This is a genomic window from Methylohalomonas lacus, from assembly GCF_024808875.1.
GTDB lineage: Bacteria > Pseudomonadota > Gammaproteobacteria > Methylohalomonadales > Methylohalomonadaceae > Methylohalomonas > Methylohalomonas lacus.
Map to the genome: position 1 here is coordinate 18,063 of NZ_JANUCT010000003.1, position 19,383 is coordinate 37,445.

At 60.5% G+C, this 19,383-nt stretch carries 15 protein-coding genes; 5 read left to right on the plus strand and 10 right to left on the minus strand.

The features are described from left to right. Nucleotides 1-178: 178 nt before the first annotated feature. Complete coding sequence (locus tag J2T55_RS02355) at nucleotides 179-2,125, plus strand: methyltransferase domain-containing protein (RefSeq protein ID WP_259054009.1); 1,947 nt, start codon at nucleotides 179-181, stop codon at nucleotides 2,123-2,125. A gap of 177 nt (nucleotides 2,126-2,302) precedes the next feature. On the opposite strand, the gene J2T55_RS02360 is transcribed toward J2T55_RS02355, so the two are convergent. Next, on the minus strand, nucleotides 2,303-3,295 hold the full coding sequence (locus J2T55_RS02360) for a succinylglutamate desuccinylase/aspartoacylase family protein (RefSeq protein WP_259054010.1): 993 nt from the start codon (nucleotides 3,293-3,295) through the stop codon (nucleotides 2,303-2,305). A 69-nt stretch (nucleotides 3,296-3,364) separates the two neighbouring features. Between J2T55_RS02360 and J2T55_RS02365 the strand changes: the two genes are divergently transcribed. Continuing rightward, nucleotides 3,365-3,856 carry a hypothetical protein gene (locus J2T55_RS02365; RefSeq protein ID WP_259054011.1) on the plus strand — a complete coding sequence of 164 codons (492 nt, stop codon included), beginning with the start codon at nucleotides 3,365-3,367 and terminating at the stop codon, nucleotides 3,854-3,856. A gap of 208 nt (nucleotides 3,857-4,064) precedes the next feature. Here J2T55_RS02365 and msrA read toward each other — a convergent pair whose 3' ends face one another. From msrA to J2T55_RS02380, 3 genes are all read right to left on the minus strand, one after another. Next, entirely contained in the window at nucleotides 4,065-4,661 is a 597-nt protein-coding gene (msrA, locus tag J2T55_RS02370) for a peptide-methionine (S)-S-oxide reductase MsrA (RefSeq protein ID WP_259054012.1), read from the minus strand. Between the two features lie 322 nt (nucleotides 4,662-4,983). After that, the gene (locus J2T55_RS02375) at nucleotides 4,984-5,490 is read right to left on the minus strand and encodes a CIA30 family protein (RefSeq protein ID WP_259054013.1); all 507 of its coding nucleotides are present in this window, start codon (nucleotides 5,488-5,490) and stop codon (nucleotides 4,984-4,986) included. 173 nt (nucleotides 5,491-5,663) lie between these two features. Further along, a complete protein-coding gene (locus tag J2T55_RS02380; RefSeq protein ID WP_259054014.1) occupies nucleotides 5,664-6,707 on the minus strand; it encodes a lipid A deacylase LpxR family protein in 1,044 nt (347 codons plus the stop codon). A gap of 417 nt (nucleotides 6,708-7,124) precedes the next feature. Between J2T55_RS02380 and J2T55_RS02385 the strand changes: the two genes are divergently transcribed. Then, nucleotides 7,125-8,132, plus strand: coding sequence for a MerR family transcriptional regulator (locus tag J2T55_RS02385; protein WP_259054015.1), 1,008 nt, complete (start codon nucleotides 7,125-7,127; stop codon nucleotides 8,130-8,132). Between the two features lie 2 nt (nucleotides 8,133-8,134). On the opposite strand, the gene cydC is transcribed toward J2T55_RS02385, so the two are convergent. The 4 genes from cydC to J2T55_RS02405 form a co-directional block, all read right to left on the minus strand. Then, entirely contained in the window at nucleotides 8,135-9,817 is a 1,683-nt protein-coding gene (gene cydC, locus J2T55_RS02390) for a thiol reductant ABC exporter subunit CydC (RefSeq protein ID WP_259054016.1), read from the minus strand. Continuing rightward, entirely contained in the window at nucleotides 9,810-11,483 is a 1,674-nt protein-coding gene (cydD, locus tag J2T55_RS02395) for a thiol reductant ABC exporter subunit CydD (RefSeq protein WP_259054018.1), read from the minus strand. Before cydD ends, cydC begins: the two co-directional genes overlap by 8 nt. Before the next feature lie 84 nt (nucleotides 11,484-11,567). Beyond that, the gene (cydB, locus tag J2T55_RS02400; RefSeq protein WP_259054020.1) at nucleotides 11,568-12,566 is read right to left on the minus strand and encodes a cytochrome d ubiquinol oxidase subunit II; all 999 of its coding nucleotides are present in this window, start codon (nucleotides 12,564-12,566) and stop codon (nucleotides 11,568-11,570) included. A gap of 5 nt (nucleotides 12,567-12,571) precedes the next feature. After that, the gene (locus J2T55_RS02405) at nucleotides 12,572-13,984 is read right to left on the minus strand and encodes a cytochrome ubiquinol oxidase subunit I (protein ID WP_259054021.1); all 1,413 of its coding nucleotides are present in this window, start codon (nucleotides 13,982-13,984) and stop codon (nucleotides 12,572-12,574) included. Between the two features lie 225 nt (nucleotides 13,985-14,209). Here J2T55_RS02405 and J2T55_RS02410 point away from each other — a divergent pair, with 225 nt between their 5' ends. Beyond that, nucleotides 14,210-15,949: an OPT/YSL family transporter gene (locus J2T55_RS02410; RefSeq protein ID WP_259054023.1), complete on the plus strand. Its 1,740-nt coding sequence runs from the start codon at nucleotides 14,210-14,212 to the stop codon at nucleotides 15,947-15,949. Nucleotides 15,950-16,087: 138 nt separating this feature from the next. Beyond that, nucleotides 16,088-16,588, plus strand: a complete 501-nt coding sequence (locus J2T55_RS02415) for a hypothetical protein (RefSeq protein WP_259054024.1) — start codon at nucleotides 16,088-16,090, stop codon at nucleotides 16,586-16,588. 15 nt (nucleotides 16,589-16,603) lie between these two features. Here the strand turns inward: J2T55_RS02415 and J2T55_RS02420 are convergent, their stop codons facing one another. Beyond that, nucleotides 16,604-17,920 carry a metallopeptidase TldD-related protein gene (locus tag J2T55_RS02420; RefSeq protein ID WP_259054026.1) on the minus strand — a complete coding sequence of 439 codons (1,317 nt, stop codon included), beginning with the start codon at nucleotides 17,918-17,920 and terminating at the stop codon, nucleotides 16,604-16,606. Nucleotides 17,921-17,943: 23 nt separating this feature from the next. Then, on the minus strand, nucleotides 17,944-19,380 hold the full coding sequence (locus J2T55_RS02425; RefSeq protein ID WP_259054028.1) for a TldD/PmbA family protein: 1,437 nt from the start codon (nucleotides 19,378-19,380) through the stop codon (nucleotides 17,944-17,946). Nucleotides 19,381-19,383 lie beyond the last annotated feature (3 nt).

The window sequence follows — 19,383 nt, forward strand, 5'->3', positions numbered from 1 at the left end:
TCAGCACGACAGGCATCGCCCGGTCAGGCGTCGGCGCACGGTCCGGACTCGAGCATAAATATTGATTGCATTAGCATAGGGTTGCTATATATTGCGCGCGCTCGTTGCCGGCGGCCGACGAGTTCCGCCCTGTTGCCGCCCGGTTAGGGCTCTGAGCCCTGAGGAGTAATGTCGAGTCATGAATAAGGAACGGCGCCCCCGTACACGTCGCCTGCGCACCCGTACCTTCGGTCCGGTCGCTGACCTGGAAAACCATCTGCCAACGGAATGGTGGAAGGAACTGTTTGATTCCCTGTATCTGCGCACTGACGGTGACGTGGTCGAAAACGAGGCCAATACCGTCGCCGAGATCGATACGCTGATCGACAATACCGGCGTCAAGCCGGGCGACCGTGTGCTCGATCTCTGTTGCGGTCAGGGGCGCCATTGCATGGAGCTGGCGCGTCGCGGCTTCAAGTCCATTACCGGCATTGATCGTTCACGTTACCTGATTCGGTTGGCCCGGCGTCGCGCCCGCAAGGCCGGTTATGACATCAGCTTCCACGAGGGCGATGCGCGCAAGCTGCGCCTGGCTGACGACAGTCTCGACTGCGTGATGATCATGGGCAACTCGTTCGGTTATTTCGATGTTGAGGAAGCCGACGCGCGTGTATTACTCGAAATCAAGGACGTGTTGCGCAGCGGCGGCACGCTGGCACTGGATCTGACTGACGGTGACTGGATGCGCGAGCACTTCGAGCCGCGCTCGTGGGAATGGATCGACGAGAACTATTTCGTCTGTCGCGAGCGTTCGCTGGCCGCCGACGGCCAGCGCCTGATTTCGCGCGAAGTGGTCGTGCATGCCGAGCGTGGCGTGATTGCCGACCAGTTCTACGCCGAGCGGCTTTATTCGCGTGAGCGCATACAGGCATTGCTGCAACACGTGGGGTTCGAGAATACCCGTATTCACGACAACATCCGCGCCGAGTCGGATCGCAACCAGGATCTCGGCATGATGGGCAATCGCATCTTCATTACCACCCGGGCGCCGCGCAAGGCGGCGGTGCAGCCGGCGAAAGGTCGCAAGCCAACGGACGTCACGGTCCTGCTGGGCGATCCGCGCTTGCCGGATACGGTCAAGAAGGGTGGCCAGTTCAACGAAGAGGACATTGACACGGTCAATCAGCTCAAGAATGCGCTGGGCGAGGTAACCGGTTACAGGTTTCGTTACCTGGACAATCATGCCGTCATGATCGAGGACCTGAACAGAAACCCGCCGGCCTTCGTGTTCAATTTATGTGATGAGGGTTACAACAACGATGCCTTCAAGGAGTTGCACGTACCGGCCCTGCTGGAAATGATCAATATTCCCTACACCGGCGCGGGTCCCGCCTGCCTGGCGCACTGTTACGATAAGGCACTGGTGCGTGCGGTGGCGGAAAACCTGGATATTCCGGTACCGCTGGAAACCTTTGTCAAACCGGAAGACCAGTCGGCAACGCTGCCGTCGATTTTCCCCGCGATTCTTAAGCCCAATTTCGGCGACTCAAGCATCGGTATTACGCAGAACGCAGTCGTGCATAATCCGAATGAACTGATTGCCTATCTCTCAAGTCTGCACGAGACACTACCGAACAGACCGATCCTGGTGCAGGAATTTCTGTCCGGTAATGAATTCAGTGTTGGCCTGATTGGCAATCCGCAGCAGGGGCTGCGTGCCTTGCCCATTCTGGAGGTCGACTATACTGCCCTGGATGAGTCCTTACCGAGGATTCTTGGCTACGAGTCGAAGTGGCTGCCGGATTCACCTTACTGGACTCACATCCATTATCGGGAAACCGATTTGCCACAAGACCAGCAGCGCCTGATGATCGATTACTCGAGCCGCCTGTTCGAGCGCCTCGGTTGCCGCGATTATGCGCGTTTCGATTTTCGCGCCGATGCTGCCGGCAATATCAAGTTGCTGGAAGTGAATCCAAACCCGGGCTGGTGCTGGGACGGCAAACAGAACCTTATGGCCGGCTACGCCGGTATGCGCTATGCTGACATGCTGCAGGCGATTCTCGATGCCGCTGCCGAGCGTATTCGCCAGGCCCAGCGCAGTGAGCATAAGGAAGAGCAGCTTGCACAGCTGGTAAGTGGTTGATTGGTGATTGGTTATAGGCAGAAGCCGGTGACCGCGCCGCGAAGCAAAGGTTCAGATACCGCGGACATCATCGGTTACCTGTTTGACCCGGGCCAGGTCCTTCTATTGAGCAATTGATTGATGGTTTCTGGATCGGCGAACTATAAAGTTTCGCGAGGCATTACAACCGCTCACGTTTCATGGTTTCACACCAAACGCCATTATCGGTATGCCAGGAAAAGCGACCGATGAATCGGCATGACCGAGAACGATGCCATCAGCGGTGGCATTGAGCGTTTCCTGTGGTTTGCCAAAGGCATTATAAATACGGGCAATCGGCTGGTTGGCCCTGACGACATCCCCCGGCCGGGCCAGAAAGCGAATGATGCCGCTGGTTGAGCTCCAGGGTTTGTCCGTGTAATGATAAATATCGCCGTTGATCGTGTCCGGCAATGGGTAGCGGAATTCACCCTGTGGTTCCGGTTGTGTTAAGCCCAGTCGAGTCAGCAGGTTCCAGACACTGCGTACGCCGATATCGATGTTCCTTTCGTTGACCACATAAGACTCGCCCATCTCCAGGGTCAGTGCCGGAATGCCATGCGCGATCAGGCTGTAGCTCAGGGTATTGTGAACGATCTCGTTTTCACGGATCACCAGTAGGCCGCTGGTACTGGCGTGGTCAGTGACGGTCTGATGCAGGGGAGCGGCTGTTTGAGCACCGATCGGATCGATGACCGCATACGGTATGGAGCGAATCCAGTCATTATGCAGGTCGACCACTAGGGTCGGCTCGGTTTCGGTTATACGGTTGAATATCTGCGCGGCGATACGCTCGCCCAGTGAACCGCGTTCATTACCTGGAAATGACCGGTTCAGGTCCTCATCACTGAAGGGAATGCTGCGCGATGCAGTCTCGAAACCGAGCGGATTCATCAGCGGAAACGCGTATACCGAGCCGCAGAGCAGACCGTTGCGCTGCAGACGCTTGAATATCTCCTGGATAATGACGATGCCGCCGACCTCGTCGCCGTGGGCACAGGCCGTTAGCCAGAGCACCGGACCGGACGCATCTGCATGGGCTTGCATCAGGGGCAGGCGCCGGCGCGACAGGTCCGAACCGGTCAGCACTTTCAGGAACGAGTGGCGGATACGCGTGCCCGCCATTGTGGCCGGAGTTTCAGTCGAAGACATTTTTACCCTATGATCAAATAGGCAAATTACACACGGTCTGCATTACTCATCATAGCGAATATTCCCTGCATGGTCTTCGACTATTACAACCGGCTGTCGAAACGCAACCAGGCTGTCTATCGCCAGAGCGATGCCCTGACCGAAGTCAAACTCGCCAATCCGGAGGCCCTGCGGCCCGGCATTCCATTATTACAACAGGCACTGGAAAACGAAGACCGGGCGGCCGTGGAACTGGCCTGCCGGGGCTTTTGTGCCGGCTTTTGCGCGGACATCAAGGTGACGCCGGTTAGGGTACGGGTGTTAGCCGTACGGCCACATAATGACTACGCCGAACTGCATGGCTTGTATGAACCGGCAGAGGGTCGCGGACGCGCCCGTATCAGTCTATGGATGCGTACCGCCCGGCACAGGCGAGTCGTTGCCTTCAGAACCTTTTTGCGAACCCTGCTGCACGAATACTGCCATCACCTGGATTATGAGCACTATGGACTGGCCGAGTCGTTTCATACGGAGGGTTTCTTCAAACGCGAGTCGTCGCTATTCAAGCAGTTGGTTGAATAGTTTATTGGTTATCTGGTTGATTGGGAGATTCGTGACTGGTAATTGGTGATTGGTATGAGCGGCGACTCCGCCGCGAAGAAAGATTCGAATACCACGCCATAATCATACTCCTGTTCGGTCCGTGATCGGGCCTCCTACGGAAATGGTTAACGGGTTATTGAAATTGAATTTTCCTTGACACCGGAGTAGTGGCAATCACGTTCTTTAATCAACCCTCATTTGCCCAAAGTTGTTCCAGCCGTTTGTCCCGTCCGCAGTTGTAACGATAGAACTTGTACCGAATCGGGTTCTTTTCATAGTAGTTCTGATGGTAGTCTTCGGCCGGGTAGAAGCTATCCTCGAGCGGTTCGATGGTCGTCATGATCGGTTCATCGAAGGGCTTGCTTTCTGCCAGGTTAGCCTTGCTGGCCTCGGCGAGCTGTTTTTGCTGGTCATCGTGATAGAAAATTACCGGTCGATAAGATTCCCCGCGGTCACAGAACTGGCCGCCGGCATCGGTGGGATCCGTTTCCGGCCAGTAGACCTCGAGTAATTCCTCGTAGGTGATTTTTTCCGGATTGTAGGTGATCTGGACTACTTCTACATGGCCAGTGCCGCCAGCGGCGACCTGTTCATAGGTTGGGTTGTCGACGTCACCGCCGGCATAACCTGAAACCGTTTGAAGTACACCTTCGAGCTTGTCGTAGGGGGGCTCCATGCACCAGAAACAGCCCCCAGCGAAAGTGGCCCTGGCGGTTTCACTGGCCTGTATTGACGTGGTGATAACCAGGGCAGCAATAAACAATAATGATTTTCGGTACTGCATCAGTCCAATTCCGATATGCGGTGAGTATACAGATTGGATTCGCCAGAATCGTTTTTGTTAGATCGGCGAACGCTTCTTCACTGAAATTTTTCAGCTCGACTTCGGCGAGGATACGGAAATTGAAATCGGAGCGCTTGTCGCTTTGGTATGGTTTGCGAGCACGGGTACTTGGCGGGGAATGCAGGAGCCACCATTGCTGTGTCGTGGGCCGAGCAAATGCTGGCAGTCATGTCTGTCGCTATGAGCTGCTGGGTGTGATAGCGGTGCTAGCGGGATTCGGAGCCTGCGGCTGGCGGCCTCCGCAATGAGAATTGTTCGGGTTTTACAGCGCGGGGAAGGCCGCGGCGAATTTTTCCACCCAGCGGCGTGCGTGGTGTTCGTGTGAGGTACCGGCACCGACCAGGCCACTGTCGCTTTCACAGTCACGACTCTGCCCGTCATCGGCATTGCGGCAGTAACAGCTCATGTAACAGAACTGTTCAACAATGCGTAATCTGCCAGCCTGGTTGTCGTCGAGCAGGCGTATACCGACCTGGTAGCCCGAAGCGGTTTCGCGCAGCATGACGACACGGCCGTTAAAGCTTTCGCTACCGTCACGTAACGGGATGCTGATGGTCAGCCAGCTGCTGGGGCGCAGATAGCGTGTGTGTTCAAATATCAGGCCGGGGCCCTGTGCCTGTGCCTGACGGTAGCGCCACGCCACACTGCCGTGTACATGCAGCGGATAGTCGCGGGGGTGGCGGATAAAACCGGCATTGCGGTCGAGAAACTGCTCGCGCCCGGTGACTTGAGTGGCACCGCCCCCGGCGGCGCTGATCGTTGCCTGCATGGCTTGCCCTCGCTGTAATCAGGTACGGCGGAATAACCTCAATCTACAATGGTAAAAGTAGTCAGCCTCATCTATAAAATCAAGTATATCAATTATTTATATTTAAATTTTTATAAATCACTCCATGTTTCAGGTCATTAAAAAATAATATAAATTATTGAATTATATGGTTTTTAGAACGTATAGGACAGGCTCACTGAGCCGAATTCGTGGTTGTCGTTCTGCTCGTCGAATTCACGGGTACGCAGTATCTGGGCATAGGTGAGTTTCAGGCGGCCGTACATGACACTGGCGCCGATGGCGAGATCGCCCACCAGCCAGCGGCGGTCAACACTGTGACTGTTGCTGAAGCTGTTGCCGTCGAGAAAAATGTTGCGTGCGACCACGTTACCGGTCACGCCGGCAAACAGGTGGGCGCTGAACGTCGACTCCCTGGAAAAGCGCGGGTCGCTGCTGTCTACCGGTGCGTTGCTGTCGCCGCCCGGCCGGATGCGGGCACTGCCGAAATCGACCGGCACGTTCCAGCCGATGCGGCCTTCGATACCGGCACTGGCATAGGTGTGTACGTTGCCCAGGCCGCCGCCGTAGTGGCTGATGACATCGTAACCGAAGCGTGAGTACAGCGGTTCCTGTAACAGCCGGTTCTTGCGCTCGGCAATCAGGATGATGCCGGGTTCATTCTCCAACTGGTTGTCCCAGCCCTGCGCGTCGCGAATACCGCGCAGGTCATGCACGAAGTTCTGCGTTTCCTCGCCCAGCGCCGCCGGGCCGACCATGCCGAACTGGATCTCGAACGTATCCAGCTTGTGCTGGTTCTTGTTGTGGAATGCCGCCGACATGTACAGCCAGCCGGCGTAGGGCTGGTCATCCTCTATCAAATCACGGCGGTCGGTGTTTTCCGGCGTGAATATCTTCTGGCCGATACCGAAGCCAACATTGCGCTGTAGTCCGGGCTCGTTAATGAACGGCAGGTTTTCGACGATGGGCACGGCCCAGGCGGGCAGCTGTTTGCTGTCGCGATAGTCGCTCAGATCGGGCGACATCCAGTTCAGCTGCACGCCGCTGGTGTAATTCTGATCACTGTTACCGAATAAATCGTTCTCGAACAGAAAAGTGAATGTCGAAGAGTCGTGAACGTTGCTGGATGGTTCCTCGCTGTGGCCGGCTGTTGCCAGCAACAAGCCGAACAGCAGGATCGGTACGTGGGAGCGGTTCATGAATCAACTCAAAGTAAAAATCGGATCAAGCGCACAAGGGTACAGGGGCCAGCGCCTTAATGCAGTGTGCCAGTGCACGAATTGGACAAATTACCGACCGGTACGCCGGGCACCGATGCAGGCCCAGCCGTGGCGGGCACAAGGCCGAGGCCTCGATCCGGGTGCATGCAGCCGCTTGCGCAGGCCGATCCAAGTGTTGGGCAGGCGAGAATCGGAACTGTAAATTACTGATTCTTATTGAATAAATAAATAATTGTCCAGGATAAAATGGACAATATATGAACAAAACAGCTGAGTGCCGCTAGATCATTCAACATATGTCCAGTCTCACGCGGTTTGAATCCAAACCTGTCCAGGTTCGCGTATGGACAAGAAGCTTGTACGTAGCGCCAATACTGAACAGAAGAGGTGAACAGAATGACGACAGAAACGGAGCAGGACGCGCTGAATTTCAAGATCGGCGCCGTCGCGCGGATTACCGGTATTCCCGCGGATACCCTGCGCATGTGGGAACGTCGCTACACGGTGGTCTCGCCCCGGCGCGGCCAGGGTAGCAGCCGCCTGTACAGCCGCGAGGACATCACCCGCCTGACCCTGATCAAGCAACTGGTGGATCGCGGCAGCGCGATCAGCACCGTGGCCAATCTCAGTCGCGAGCAACTGCTCGAACAGCTGGATCTCATGCAGGGCGGCAGTGGCTATGAGCAGGCTGGCCGTAACGACGTCAGCTGCCGTGTCATGATTTGCGGCGATGCCCTGCCGCTGAAAATGAGCGGCGAGGCCAATGACTATGCCGGTATCGAGATACTCGGCGCCTACGCCAGTATGGCTGAATTCGAGATGCAGGCCGCTGCCCAGCAGCCCGATGTCATCGTGCTTGAATACCCGGCACTGATGCCTGAAACCGTCAGTGAAATACGGACCCAGCTGCGCCGTTCGGGCGCGAAAAAAGCCATCGTTATTTACGGTTTCGCCACACGCGAGATCGTCCGCAGCCTGCATGGCGGTAATACGATACCGTTACGTGCCCCGGTGGATCCCCTGCAATTGCGCCAGCAGTGCCGTCAGGCCCTGTTCCAGTCACAACAGCAGCATGACAGTCACGACGAAGACGAGTTCAGTGATGATATTCCGGTCCGGCTGTTCAATGCCGATGAACTGGCGCAACTGGCCCAGGCCTCGACCGCGGTCGAGTGCGAGTGTCCGCACCACCTTGTCGATATCATCCAGCGCCTGGGGTCGTTCGAAGCCTACAGTGCCGAATGCGAAAACCGCAGTCCCGAGGATGCGGCCTTGCACGCCTACCTGCATGGCGCCACCGCGCGCGTACGCGCAACCATGGAAAAGGCCTTGGAGCGGGTTGTACGTGCCGAGGGCGTCGACCTTGAGCAACTGCGCGGCAAGGCCGTCACAGTGAAAAACTGAGGTCAGGGCCGGTTTTCGTGCAGGCGACCGGCCGCCAGCTGCATGACCCGGTCGAGGCCCGGCACGCCGCGCGTGTCGTGGCAGAAGACGATGCAGCTGCGTTGCTGCAGCCAGCCATCGAGACGTTCGCCGATAGTATTGATGGTGGCGCGATCCAGGCCGGCGAACGGCTCGTCCAGTATGACCAGCCAGGGATCGCGCAACAGCAGCCGTGCCAGTGCCAGCCGTCGGCCCTGGCCACCGGAGATGCGGTGGCCGGCCTCGCCTATCCAGGTATCCAGGCCATCCGGCAGCCGGGTGGCCCAGTCGGCCAGATCAACGCAGTGCAGGGCCTGCCATAACTCGTCACGGTCTGCGGCGCTTGAGGCGATGCGCAGGTTGTCGGCGATGCTGGCCGCGAACAGATCGCTGCGCTGGGTCAGATAGGCGATGCGCGCGCGACGCGCGTCGGGCGGCAGTTGATCGACGCGGCAGCCACCGAACAGGAGCTCACCGCTGTCGGGCCGGCGCAGGCCGGCGAGCAAATCCGCGAATGTCGATTTGCCACTACCGGAACGGCCGCTGATCGCCAGTCGCTGGCCCGGCTCGAGCGTCAGCGTGACCCGGTCGAGTACCGGCGTTTCCGCTGCCGGGTAACGGAAATACAGCGACTCGGCGTGCAGCTGCGCCGTGCGTGGCAGGCGGGTCGTGGTGGGTACCGCTTGAGGTTCGGAACGGTTGGCTTGCTCGGTCAGGCGCCGCGCCGCAGCGCAGGTGGCGCCGAAATGGATGAAACCCGCCGGCAACGCGGCGAAGGCCTCGCCCAGTCCCAGCACTGCCAGAGCCATGAACACGGCCAGCGCAGCACTGAGTTCACCGATCTGGAACGCTTGTAGCGCCAGCGCCAGAACGGCGACGCTCAGCGTCTGGATAACCAGGGTTACGAGCGCGTTGTAACCGGCCAGCCGTCGGCCAAGGCGGCGCTGGCCAGCGAGTAAATCGGTCTCCTCTTCGACGAGCCAGCGCCGATGACGGTCCAGTGCGCCGTAGGCGATGAGTTCCGCCAGACCCTGGAACTGTTCCAGCAGACGCAGGCGCAGGCTTTCGCCCAGTGCCATCTGCCGGGTGCTGTCGGCGTATCCATGGCGGGCACAGACCAGGCTGGTCAGCAACAGAAGGATCAGCAGCGTTGGCAGGGTCAGCAGCAGGCTGGCCGGCAGGAACCAGCCGAGCAGCAGTGCCACGGCGAGGCTGGCGAGCAGGGCCACCAGCGGTGGCGCCAGCAACCGAAGGTAGAGATTGTCGAGCGCGTCGATATCCGCCGTCAGGCGGTTCAGCAGCAGGCCGTCGCGCAGGCGTGGCTGCGCCAGCACATCAAGCCGGGTGAGGGCGGCGAACACGCCGCTGCGCAGGTCGGCGAGCAGGCGCAGGACGGTATCGTGATTGTAGACGCGCTCGAAATAGCGCGCGACGGTGCGGGTCAGGGCGAACGCGCGGATGGCGCCGCCGGGGACGTAGACGTCGAAGGCCACGCGGTTGCCCGCCGCCCACAGCGCGGCGGTGACGGCGGTCGCCGTGATGAGCCAGCCGGATACGGCCAGCAGGCCGACTGCGGCCAGTACCGTGACCAGCATCAGCCCGATGCCGAGCAGCAGCCGGCCGCGACGCCGCAGCAACAGGCGCAGGTAGGGCCGCAGTTCAAGCATGGCCGCCATGCCCTTCGATCAATTGACCGGCGTCCAGTTGAATGCGCCGATCCGCAAGCTCGTGCACGGCCGCATGATGACTTGCCACCAGCAGTGTGCGGCCCTGCGCCGCCAGGGCCTGTAGCGAGCGCAGGACATGGGCTTCCGAGTGGGCGTCGAGATGCGCGCTGGGTTCATCCAGCAACACCAGCGGTGCGGCGGACAGGAACACACGCGCCAGTGCCAGGCGTTGCGCCTGGCCGCCGGAAATGCCGCTGCCTCGTTCATCGATCGGCGTCGCCAGTCCGCGCGGCTGCCGCTCCAGCCAGTCTGTCAGGCCGACCTCGCGCAGGGCCGCGTAAAGCGCGTCATCAGTGGCCGTCGCGGCGGCCAGCCGCAGATTGTCGGCGACACTGCCGTGTAGGAGAAAAGGGCGTTGATCGAGCCAGGCAAAGCTGTCGGGTCGATGGCAGTGGCCATCGTCGGGGCTGACGAAACCGGCGACAAGCTGCAACAGGGTGGACTTGCCGGCACCCGACGGGCCGTCAATGACGACAAACTGTCCTGCTGCGATATCCAGGCTTAACGGTCCGAGTACGCGGCCGCGACCGGGATGACTGACGCTGACGCCCGTGAGGCGGACTGCCGTGTGCGCATTGCTGGTCGTGATCGGTGTGGCCGCGGCCGGCTGGCGTAACAGGTCGAGCAGGATGTCGCCGGCCGCCAGCGCCGCGGCGCGGTCGTGGTAGTGCTGCGCGAGGTTGCGCAGGGGCTGGAAGAATTCCGGTGCCAGCAGCAGAATGAACAACCCGGAAAACAGCGTCAGCTGCGGCGCCGGGCCGAATTCGATGAACCCGAGCAGGGCGAAGCCGATGTAGATGGCCACGGTGGCGATGGCCACGGCGGCGAAAAATTCCAGCACCGCCGACGACAGAAACGCCACGCGCAGGGTGCGCATGCTGCGCCGGCGGTAGTCATCGGCGGCGCGGGCCACCTCGTCGATACTGCGTTCGGCATGGCCGAACAGCTGCAGCGTGGCCAGACCGCGGACGCGATCCAGGAACGTGCCGGCGAGGCGCGCCAGGGTCTCGAACTGGCGCCGGTTGAGTCGCTCGGCGCCCATGCCGATAAGACTCATGAACAGCGGTATGAGCGGCGCCGAGGCCAGCAGAAACACCGCCGCCAGCCAGTCGAGCCGGGCGACGACCAGCAATATGCTTAACGGGATCGCCGCTGCCAGGACCATTTGCGGCATAAAGCGGGCGAAATAGCCGTGCAGCGCCTCACTGTGTTCGAGCAGTTGGCCGGCCAGCTCGGCGCTGTGGTAAGCGCTCAGGCGCACCGGGCCGAGACGGGCGCTGTGTTCGAGCAGTTCGGCGCGGGTTTGCCGGCGCACGCGCAGGCCGGCCTCGAGCCCGGCGGTTTCCTGCAACCACTGCAGCGCGGCGCGCAAGGCGATAATCCCGCCGAGCCCGGCAAACCATGGCAGTAATTCGTCGAGGTTGACGCCGGCGCTGATCGCGGCGGCGACGATGCTGGCGATCACGCCGGCCTGGGCAATGATCAACCAGCCGCCGGCAAGCCCGGCGAGCGTCGCGATCAACAGCCAGCCGCGCACGGCGCGCGCCTTGTCATGCAGCCACACGCGCGCGCTGTCGGTGACAGCTGCTCCAGAGGTGTCGGTCACGACGGTCTCAGTCAATGCGCAGGAAAATATGGCGGGCCCGCTGTACGCTGGCGTTGCCGAAGCGGACGATGCCGCCGGAACCGGTCAATGATAGCCGGCGTCGGCGCGCACCTTGCCGCGGAATACCCAGTAGGTCCAGGCCGTGTAGGCGAGGACGATCGGGATGATGAACAGCATGCCGATTAACAGGAACAGTTGCGATCCTGGTGCCGACGCCGCATCCCAGATGGTGTAGTTCGGCGGTACCATGTACGGCCATTTGCTCACCAGCAGGCCCAGGTAGGTGAAGATGAACATGGCCATTGTGGCGACGAACGGCATGCCTTCCTGGCGCTTGCGTACGGCCCGCCAGAGAATGTAGGTGCTGAGCAGCGCCAGCGCCGGCAGTACCCAGATGATGCCGAGGTTGCCGAACCAGCGTTCGCGCACGAAGTCATCGACCAGCGGTGTCCAGACGCTGATGAGACCGAAGACGATGAGCACGGCGAACAACAGCCGCGGCGTAATGCGATAGGCCCAGTCCTGGGTGTGACCCTCGCTTTTCATGATCAGCCAGGTCGTGCCGAGCAGCGCATAGCCGGCCAGCAGACCGAGACCGGTCATGACCGTGAACGGTGTCAGCCAGTCGAAGGCGCCGCCGACGTAAACCTTGTCGACGGTATTGAAGCCCTGCACGTAGGCGCCACCGACCGCACCCTGGGCAAAGGCGGCGACGGTCGAGCCGCCGGCGAAGGCCCAGTTCCAGGGCCGCTTGCGGTTGGCCTTGAAGCGAAACTCGAAGGCGACACCGCGAAAAATCAGGCCGGCCAGCATGAGAAAAACGCCGATGTACAGGGCCGGCAGAAAGGTCGAATAGACCAGCGGGAACGCGCCCAGCAGGCCGGCGCCGCCGAGGACCAGCCAGGTTTCGTTACCGTCCCAGACGGGCGCAACCGAATTCATCATGATGTCACGTGACTGTTCGTCAGGTGCAAACGGAAACAGGATGCCGACACCGAGATCGAAGCCGTCCATCAGCACGTACATGATGATGGCGAAGCCGATGATCACTGCCCAGATGAGACTCAAGTCGATAAGTTCCATGATCGTTATCCTGACGTCGGTGGTGTGGCCGGCTTGTCGAACGGAATATGCGCGGCAGACATGGGACGCGATGGCCGTTCGACTTCGTCCGTATCTCCGCTTTCGTCATGCTCCATGCCCGCCTTGACGATACGCGTGATGTAGTAAATGCCGGCTGTGAACACCACCGCGTAAACAGTGATGTAACCAATCAATGTGAACAGTGCCATGGCACCGGTCAGCGACGGCGTCAGGCCTTCACTGTGCGACATCATGCCCTGAACAAGCCAGGGCGCACGGCCGGTTTCGGTAACAAACCAGCCCGCGATCACCGCGACGAAAGGCGCACCGATCATCCAGCTCATGCCCCGCAGGAAGAACCGGTGGTCGTAGAGTTGCCCGCGCCAACGCAGCCAGGCACCGGCGAATGCGAACAGGATCATCAACACGCCGATACCTACCATCAGGCGGAATGACCAGAAGACCAGGGCAACCGGTGGCTGCTCGGCAACAGGGACTTCCTTGAGGCCGGGTACTTCGCCGTTCATGTCATGCGTGAGAATGAAGCTGGCGAGTTTCGGAATACCGATCTCGAAGCTGTTGCTCTGCGTTTCCTTGCTGGGTATGGCGAACAGTAACAGCGGCACGCCGTTTTGCGTTTCCCAGTTGCCTTCCATCGCTGCCACCTTGGTCGGCTGGTGTTCGAGCGTATTCAGACCGTGGTAATCACCGATAACCGCCTGCGCCGGGGCGATGATCAACAGCAGCCACAGGCACATCGACAGCGCCTTGCGGTTGGCCTCGACGTCGCGACCGCGCAGCAGATACCAGGCGCTGACGCCGGCGACGACAAAACCGCCGGTCAAAAACGAGGCCAGTCCCATGTGCATGAACCGGTACGGGAACGATGGATTGAAGATCGCCTCGGTCCACGACGTGATCTGGAAAATGCCATCCTGCAGTTCTACGCCGGCCGGCGTATGCATCCAGCTGTTAGTCGCCAGGATCCAGAATGATGAAATGAAGGTGCCGAGTGCGACCATGCCGGCAGCGAACAGATGCGTGCCCGGCGGTACCTTGTTGCGGCCGAATAGCAACACGCCGAGGAACGCCGCCTCAAGGAAGAAAGCCGTGATCACTTCATAGCTCAGTAACGGCCCGATGAAGTTGGCGGTGGCGTAGGAGAAGTTGCTCCAGTTGGTACCGAACTGGAATGACATGACGATACCGGAGACCACGCCCATGCCGAAGACCACGGCGAAGATCTTGATCCAGAAATGTGATAACCGCGACCAGAGCGGGTTTCCCGTCTTGTAAAAGAGTCCCTCAAGCAGGGCGATGTACGACGCCAGGCCGATCGAGAACACTGGGAAGATCGCGTGGAATGAAACGACAAAGGCAAACTGGATGCGCGATAACAGTAATGGATCAAGTTCCATGTTATTTCCTGGACGTCGCTGAATGTTTTATCGAAATTATTGGTTCCTTAGTTTAGCCGCCACGCTCTGGTACGGCAACGCGTATCCGCGGGTACGGCAGTGAATGCGAGTAATAATCAATAGGATGTTATGACCATGCGGGCAACGGTGCTTGACCGATGACAGTTTGCAAGCTGCACTACGGCCGCTAAGCTGATCGTCCCGAACAACGTCACGAGTGTTTACTTGGACGCTACAGCTTATCCTTCACCGGATCGTCACGAGCGGCAGCTGACCGTACGCGCCATTCTGACCGGTCTGTTGATTGGTGCCCTGTTGGCACCCTGTAATATCTACAGCGGCCTCAAGATCGGCTGGGCGTTCAACATGTCGATCGCCGCGGCGCTGCTCGGGCTGGCTTTCTGGCGTGCAATGCAGCCGCTCGGTGCAAGGCCGTTCGGGTTGCACGAAAATGCCATCAGCCAGACCGGTGCGTCGGCGGCGGCCTCGATCGTTTCCAGTGGTCTGGCCGCACCGATTCCGGCGCTGGCGCTGGTGACCGGCCAGACCCTGGCCTGGCACTGGCTGGCCGTCTGGTTATTCGTCGTCAGCCTGCTCGGTGTGGTGGTCGCTGTCGGTCTGCGCCGGCAGTTATTGATCAATGAACAGTTGGCCTTTCCCGCCGGTGTTGCCACCGCCGAAACGCTGCGCGACATCTATGCCCGCGGTCATGAGGCACTGGCGCGGGTGCGCTGGCTGGCTGCCGCGGCGTTGCTGTCGGCGGCCTGGAAGCTGACGCAGGAATGGCTTATTAATCTGCCGCGGCTGATACCCGCGCTGGCCCTGCCCGGACGCGGCGTCAACACGCACAACCTCGGCCTGTTTCCGGACCCGTCGCTGTTGCTGTTCGGCTTCGGTGCCATCATTGGTCTGCGTGTCGGCCTGTCGCTGTTATTCGGCGCGTTGCTGGCCTGGGGGCTGCTGGCGCCCTGGTTGCTTGCCCGTGGCTGGGTGGAAGCCGGCGCGGCCGGCGAAATCTGGTTTGCCGAACTGGTCGAGTGGTTGCTGTGGCCCGGCGTGACGCTCATGGTCAGTTCGGCCCTGACAACGCTGCTGCTGACGCTGGCGCGGCGGCGGCCACGCCCGGCCGCCGCCGGGGAAGCCGAGACGACCGTTTCGCGGCGCGGCTTTATCAGTCTGGCACTGCTGGCCAGCCTTCTGGCTGTGGCGGGACAGATGAGTCTGTTCGGCATCCAGCCACACGCCGCCGTTATTGCCGTGGTGCTCAGTTTTGCACTGGCGGTGGTTGCCGCACGGGTCGCCGGTGAAACCGGCATTACGCCGATCGGTGCCGTCGGCAAGGTGACCCAGGTGGCCTTCGCCTGGGTCAGTCCCGGGCAGGCCGGCAATAACCTGTTGGCAGCCAATGTTACCGGCGGCGCCACGGATCAGGGCGCCGATCTGTTGCACGATCTGAAAGCCGGCCTGTTGCTCGGCGTGCAGGCACGGCTGCAGGTACTGGCACAGATCTTCGGCATCGCCGCCGGTGCCCTGGCCGGCAGTGCCGCCTACCTGTTGTTGATTCCGGATCCCGAAGCGATGCTGCTGACCCCGGAATGGCCGGCGCCGGCGGTCGCCACCTGGAAAGCGGTGGCCGAGGTGCTGCAACAGGGACTGTCGGCATTACCGCCGGGGGTGCCGCCGGCTATGGCCGTAGCCGCGTTGCTGGGTATGGTCAGCGCCTGGCTGGCGCGTGGTAGGTTCGGTCGCTGGCTGCCCAGCGCGCCGGCGCTGGGGCTGGCATTTGTCATCCCGGCGTCAAACTCGATTACGCTGTGCCTGGGCGCCGTGCTGGCGGCACTGCTGCAGCGTCGGGCGGCTGCCTGGGCGCAGCGTTTTCTGCTGGCGATCGCCGCCGGCCTGGTGGCTGGGGAGAGCCTCGCCGGTGTCGGCACGGCGTTTATCCAGCTCGTCTTCAGCGGCTGAACACGCTCTCCGGTTATACAACTGTAGCGCCCTGATCGTGGCCCGATAGTGTACGGTCCGTGAGTTCGGCAGCCTGTAAAGTTACAATGCCGCTTCCATGTCATTTGCGCCGTTGCCGTTCGTCTCAAGGATTACCGCATGAAAAAAATCATTCTGCTGCTTGCTATTGTTGTCATCGCCGTGCTGCTGGCCTTCATGAGCCTGCCGGAAGACCCGGGCAGACAATCAACCGTTAGCCCCGAACAGGCCGGTAAACAGGCCGAGGAAGATGCCCAGGCCTCTGCAGACAACAATGGCGGAGAACAGACAACGGTCAAGACGATGGAAGACGCCCGCCTTGAGGCGTTGAAGGCAGAATACGCCAAGCTGGAGCGGGCGCGACGCAACCTGCGCCAGCGATTGCAGAATGTGGCCTATTACCTGCGTGAAGCGGAGTTGCCGGAGGCGGAAGGTGGTGACATTCGCGATGATCTTAATAGTGCCAACCGTTTGTTGATCAATCCGCCACTGCTGGGGGCGTTCAACGGCATCGATGGTGTAAGAGATGAACTGAAACGTCTCGAACGTACCAATCAGCAACTCGATGCGCATGAGCAGACGCTGCGTGAACATGGCGCCGGTGATGACTCCGGCAATTGAATCTTACGTACGGTTTCAGAGCGTCAGTCTAAATTCGCTGCAGAGTATGCCGGGCAGGTGCATGCTGGCGAGGGAACGTTCGTCATAACTGTCGGCGCTGTGCATGAACTGGCGCTCGCGGGTGATCGCTTCCAGCTGTTCGCCGAGCAGCCGGTAGAGGCTGTCATCAAAACGCATCACAGCCAGTGGCGCCCGGATTTGGCCGTTTTCAACCCAGTAGCAGGCGTAACGGGTCATGCCGGTCATGCGACAGTTGTTGCTGTCGGAATAATTGGCATACCAGAGGTGGTTGATATAAAGCCCGGTATCCAGGGCCGTCAGTATATCGCTGTCCGCCAGATCGCCGGGCGCCATTTCCAGTGAGCCCGGCACCTCTGTCGCGGCATTGACGGGCGCGCTGTACTCGCGCGCCGAACGGGCGTCCACCAGTGCGTCAGCGAATTCACCGTTGTCGATTAGTGGCACGCTGGCCGGCAACATGAATCCCTCATCGGAAAACAGCGGTTCGTAGGCAGCGCCGCGATTGTCCTGCATCGATACCGCCGGGCTTAAGCGACGATTGCCTTGTTCGAGTTTGAGCAGCGATGACTGGCAGGTGCGCAATTCGCGCAAACTGAAGCCATCGTGACTCAGCAGTTCCAGCAATTCAGCCAGCGCACTTGGCGCCAGGTAGGCCCGGTAACGGCCGGGCGCGAGCTGTTTTGCCGGTCGATCGAGAATGGCCAGTGCCTGGCGCTGGCTGTCGATATGTTGTTGCAGCGTTGCGGTGTGCCAACGGCTGCCGGCATAGTGCGATTTTACCGCCTGGTTGGCCGGCGTATGGCAGCTCCAGTCCAGATTGAAAATGGATCGTGCCAGCCAGTTTTTCTGGCCAAGTGAATTCGCGTAGCCGCGCACCAGGTCGCCGGCCGCGTAGATGCCGACCAGATCGAGGTCCGCGGTCGCCTGACTTATGGTCTCAATGACCTGGCCCAGCGGCGGTAACGGTTCGTTGCGGCTGTCCTCGCTTGAACAGGGCTGTTCGTTATAGTTGAGATACGGATCGTCCGGGCAGTTGTACAGCAGATCCCGCAGTTCGGCGAGCAGGCTACGAGCGGCCATGAGGTCGGCATCCAGGGTGCCACTCAGTTCACAGTCACCGCTGGCATGTTTACGGCCTGTGACCAGCGCGAGTTGCAGGCCATGCTGGCTGACATGGCCGGCCTGGCGCACGCGCGCGTGATTGAAACGCACGAAATCGGATTCTTCGCCGCTGAGTGTGGCATGCAGTTGCAGATCACCGTCCAGTTCTCCTGCCAGGTTGTCGATGAGTTGATAAAAGTGATCGCGCATGCCGTGTCAGATAGCCATCCGGTTTAGTCACCGCCGAATACGGCGACGTCCGTGAATACGCAGGCGGGTGCGGCATGGCCGGAGTAGAGGGCCTGGTTGGGTTCGCCCTTGCCGCAGGTGTGCACGCCATGCGCGGCCCAGGTGTCGACATTACCCACCGCTTTCAGATTGCGCCAGAACTGCGCGGAGATACCACGGTAGTTCGGGTTCTTGATTACTGCACCGAGCGTGCCGTTTTCAATACGACGGGCATATTCACAGCCGAACTGGAACTTGTTGCGGCTGTCGTCGATCGACCACGAGCGATTGGTATCCATGAGGATGCCGTCCTCGATGCCGGCGATCAGCTCGGTCATGGAACTATCACCGGGCTCGATGTTGATATTGGCCATGCGATCGATTGGCGGCCGGTTCCAGCTGCTGGTACGGGCATTGGCGACGCCGGGCAGGCCGGCGCGCTGTTGCGATTCCGTACCACCGAGGGCCCGCAGCAACAGACCGTTGCGAATCAGGTATTGGCGCTCTGCCGGGCTGCCGTTGTCGTCGAAAGCATAGCTCGCCAGTTCGCCGGGTACGTCCGGTTCGAAGACTACGTTCAACAGGGATGAGCCGTATTGGTACTGACCGAACATGTCCGCAGTCACGAAACTGGTACCGGCATAGTTGCGTTCATCACCGAGGATACGGTCCAGTTCCAGCGGGTGGCCGATGCTTTCATGGATCTGCAGCATCATCTGGCCGGGCATTAACAGGACATCGCACTGGCGATCCGGGCATTCTTCGGCCCGCAGCAATTCCAGCGCCTGCTGCGCCGTGCGTTCGGCGGCAGCCTGGAAACCGATCGCCTCGAGGTGCTCGAGGCCCGCCTGCGCCGGCCGATCGTCGCCATAGGAGCGGGTCTGGGTGTCGTCGGCCCGGTTGGCCACGGCGCCGAGTGCCGGCGAAATGAATTCGAACTGCTGCCTGACCTGGTGCTCGGCGCCGGCGATCAATACCTCGGCACGGCGATAGCCGAGGCCGGCGGCCCAGTCGACGATGGCAGCGTCGCTGGCCAGCTGCTCGTTCAGCAGGCGCAGGTAGTCGTATTTTTCCGCCAGCGACCAACTCGACCATGGCCGCTGGACGGGACTGACATAGTCCCCGGAGCCGTCCGGGGCGATGCTGTCGGTGCGGGGATACAGCTGCAGCGGTTTGAGTTGCTCGGCGAGCTGGCGGGCCTGTTCGAATGCGCGTAACAGACCGGCATTGGATAAATCGGCGCTGGCGGCATAGGCACAGCTGCCAGCGACATTGACGCTGATGCAGGCGCCCCGGCTGAGGGCGCGCAGGGGCGGCTCGGCGACATGCCGGCGTACCAACAGATGCTCCTCGGTTTCATCGACCAGCCGCAGGCTCCAGTCGCAGCCGGCCGGTGCCTGGCGGCGAAAACGCCGGACGATGTCGGTCAACGATTCGGTCATGCG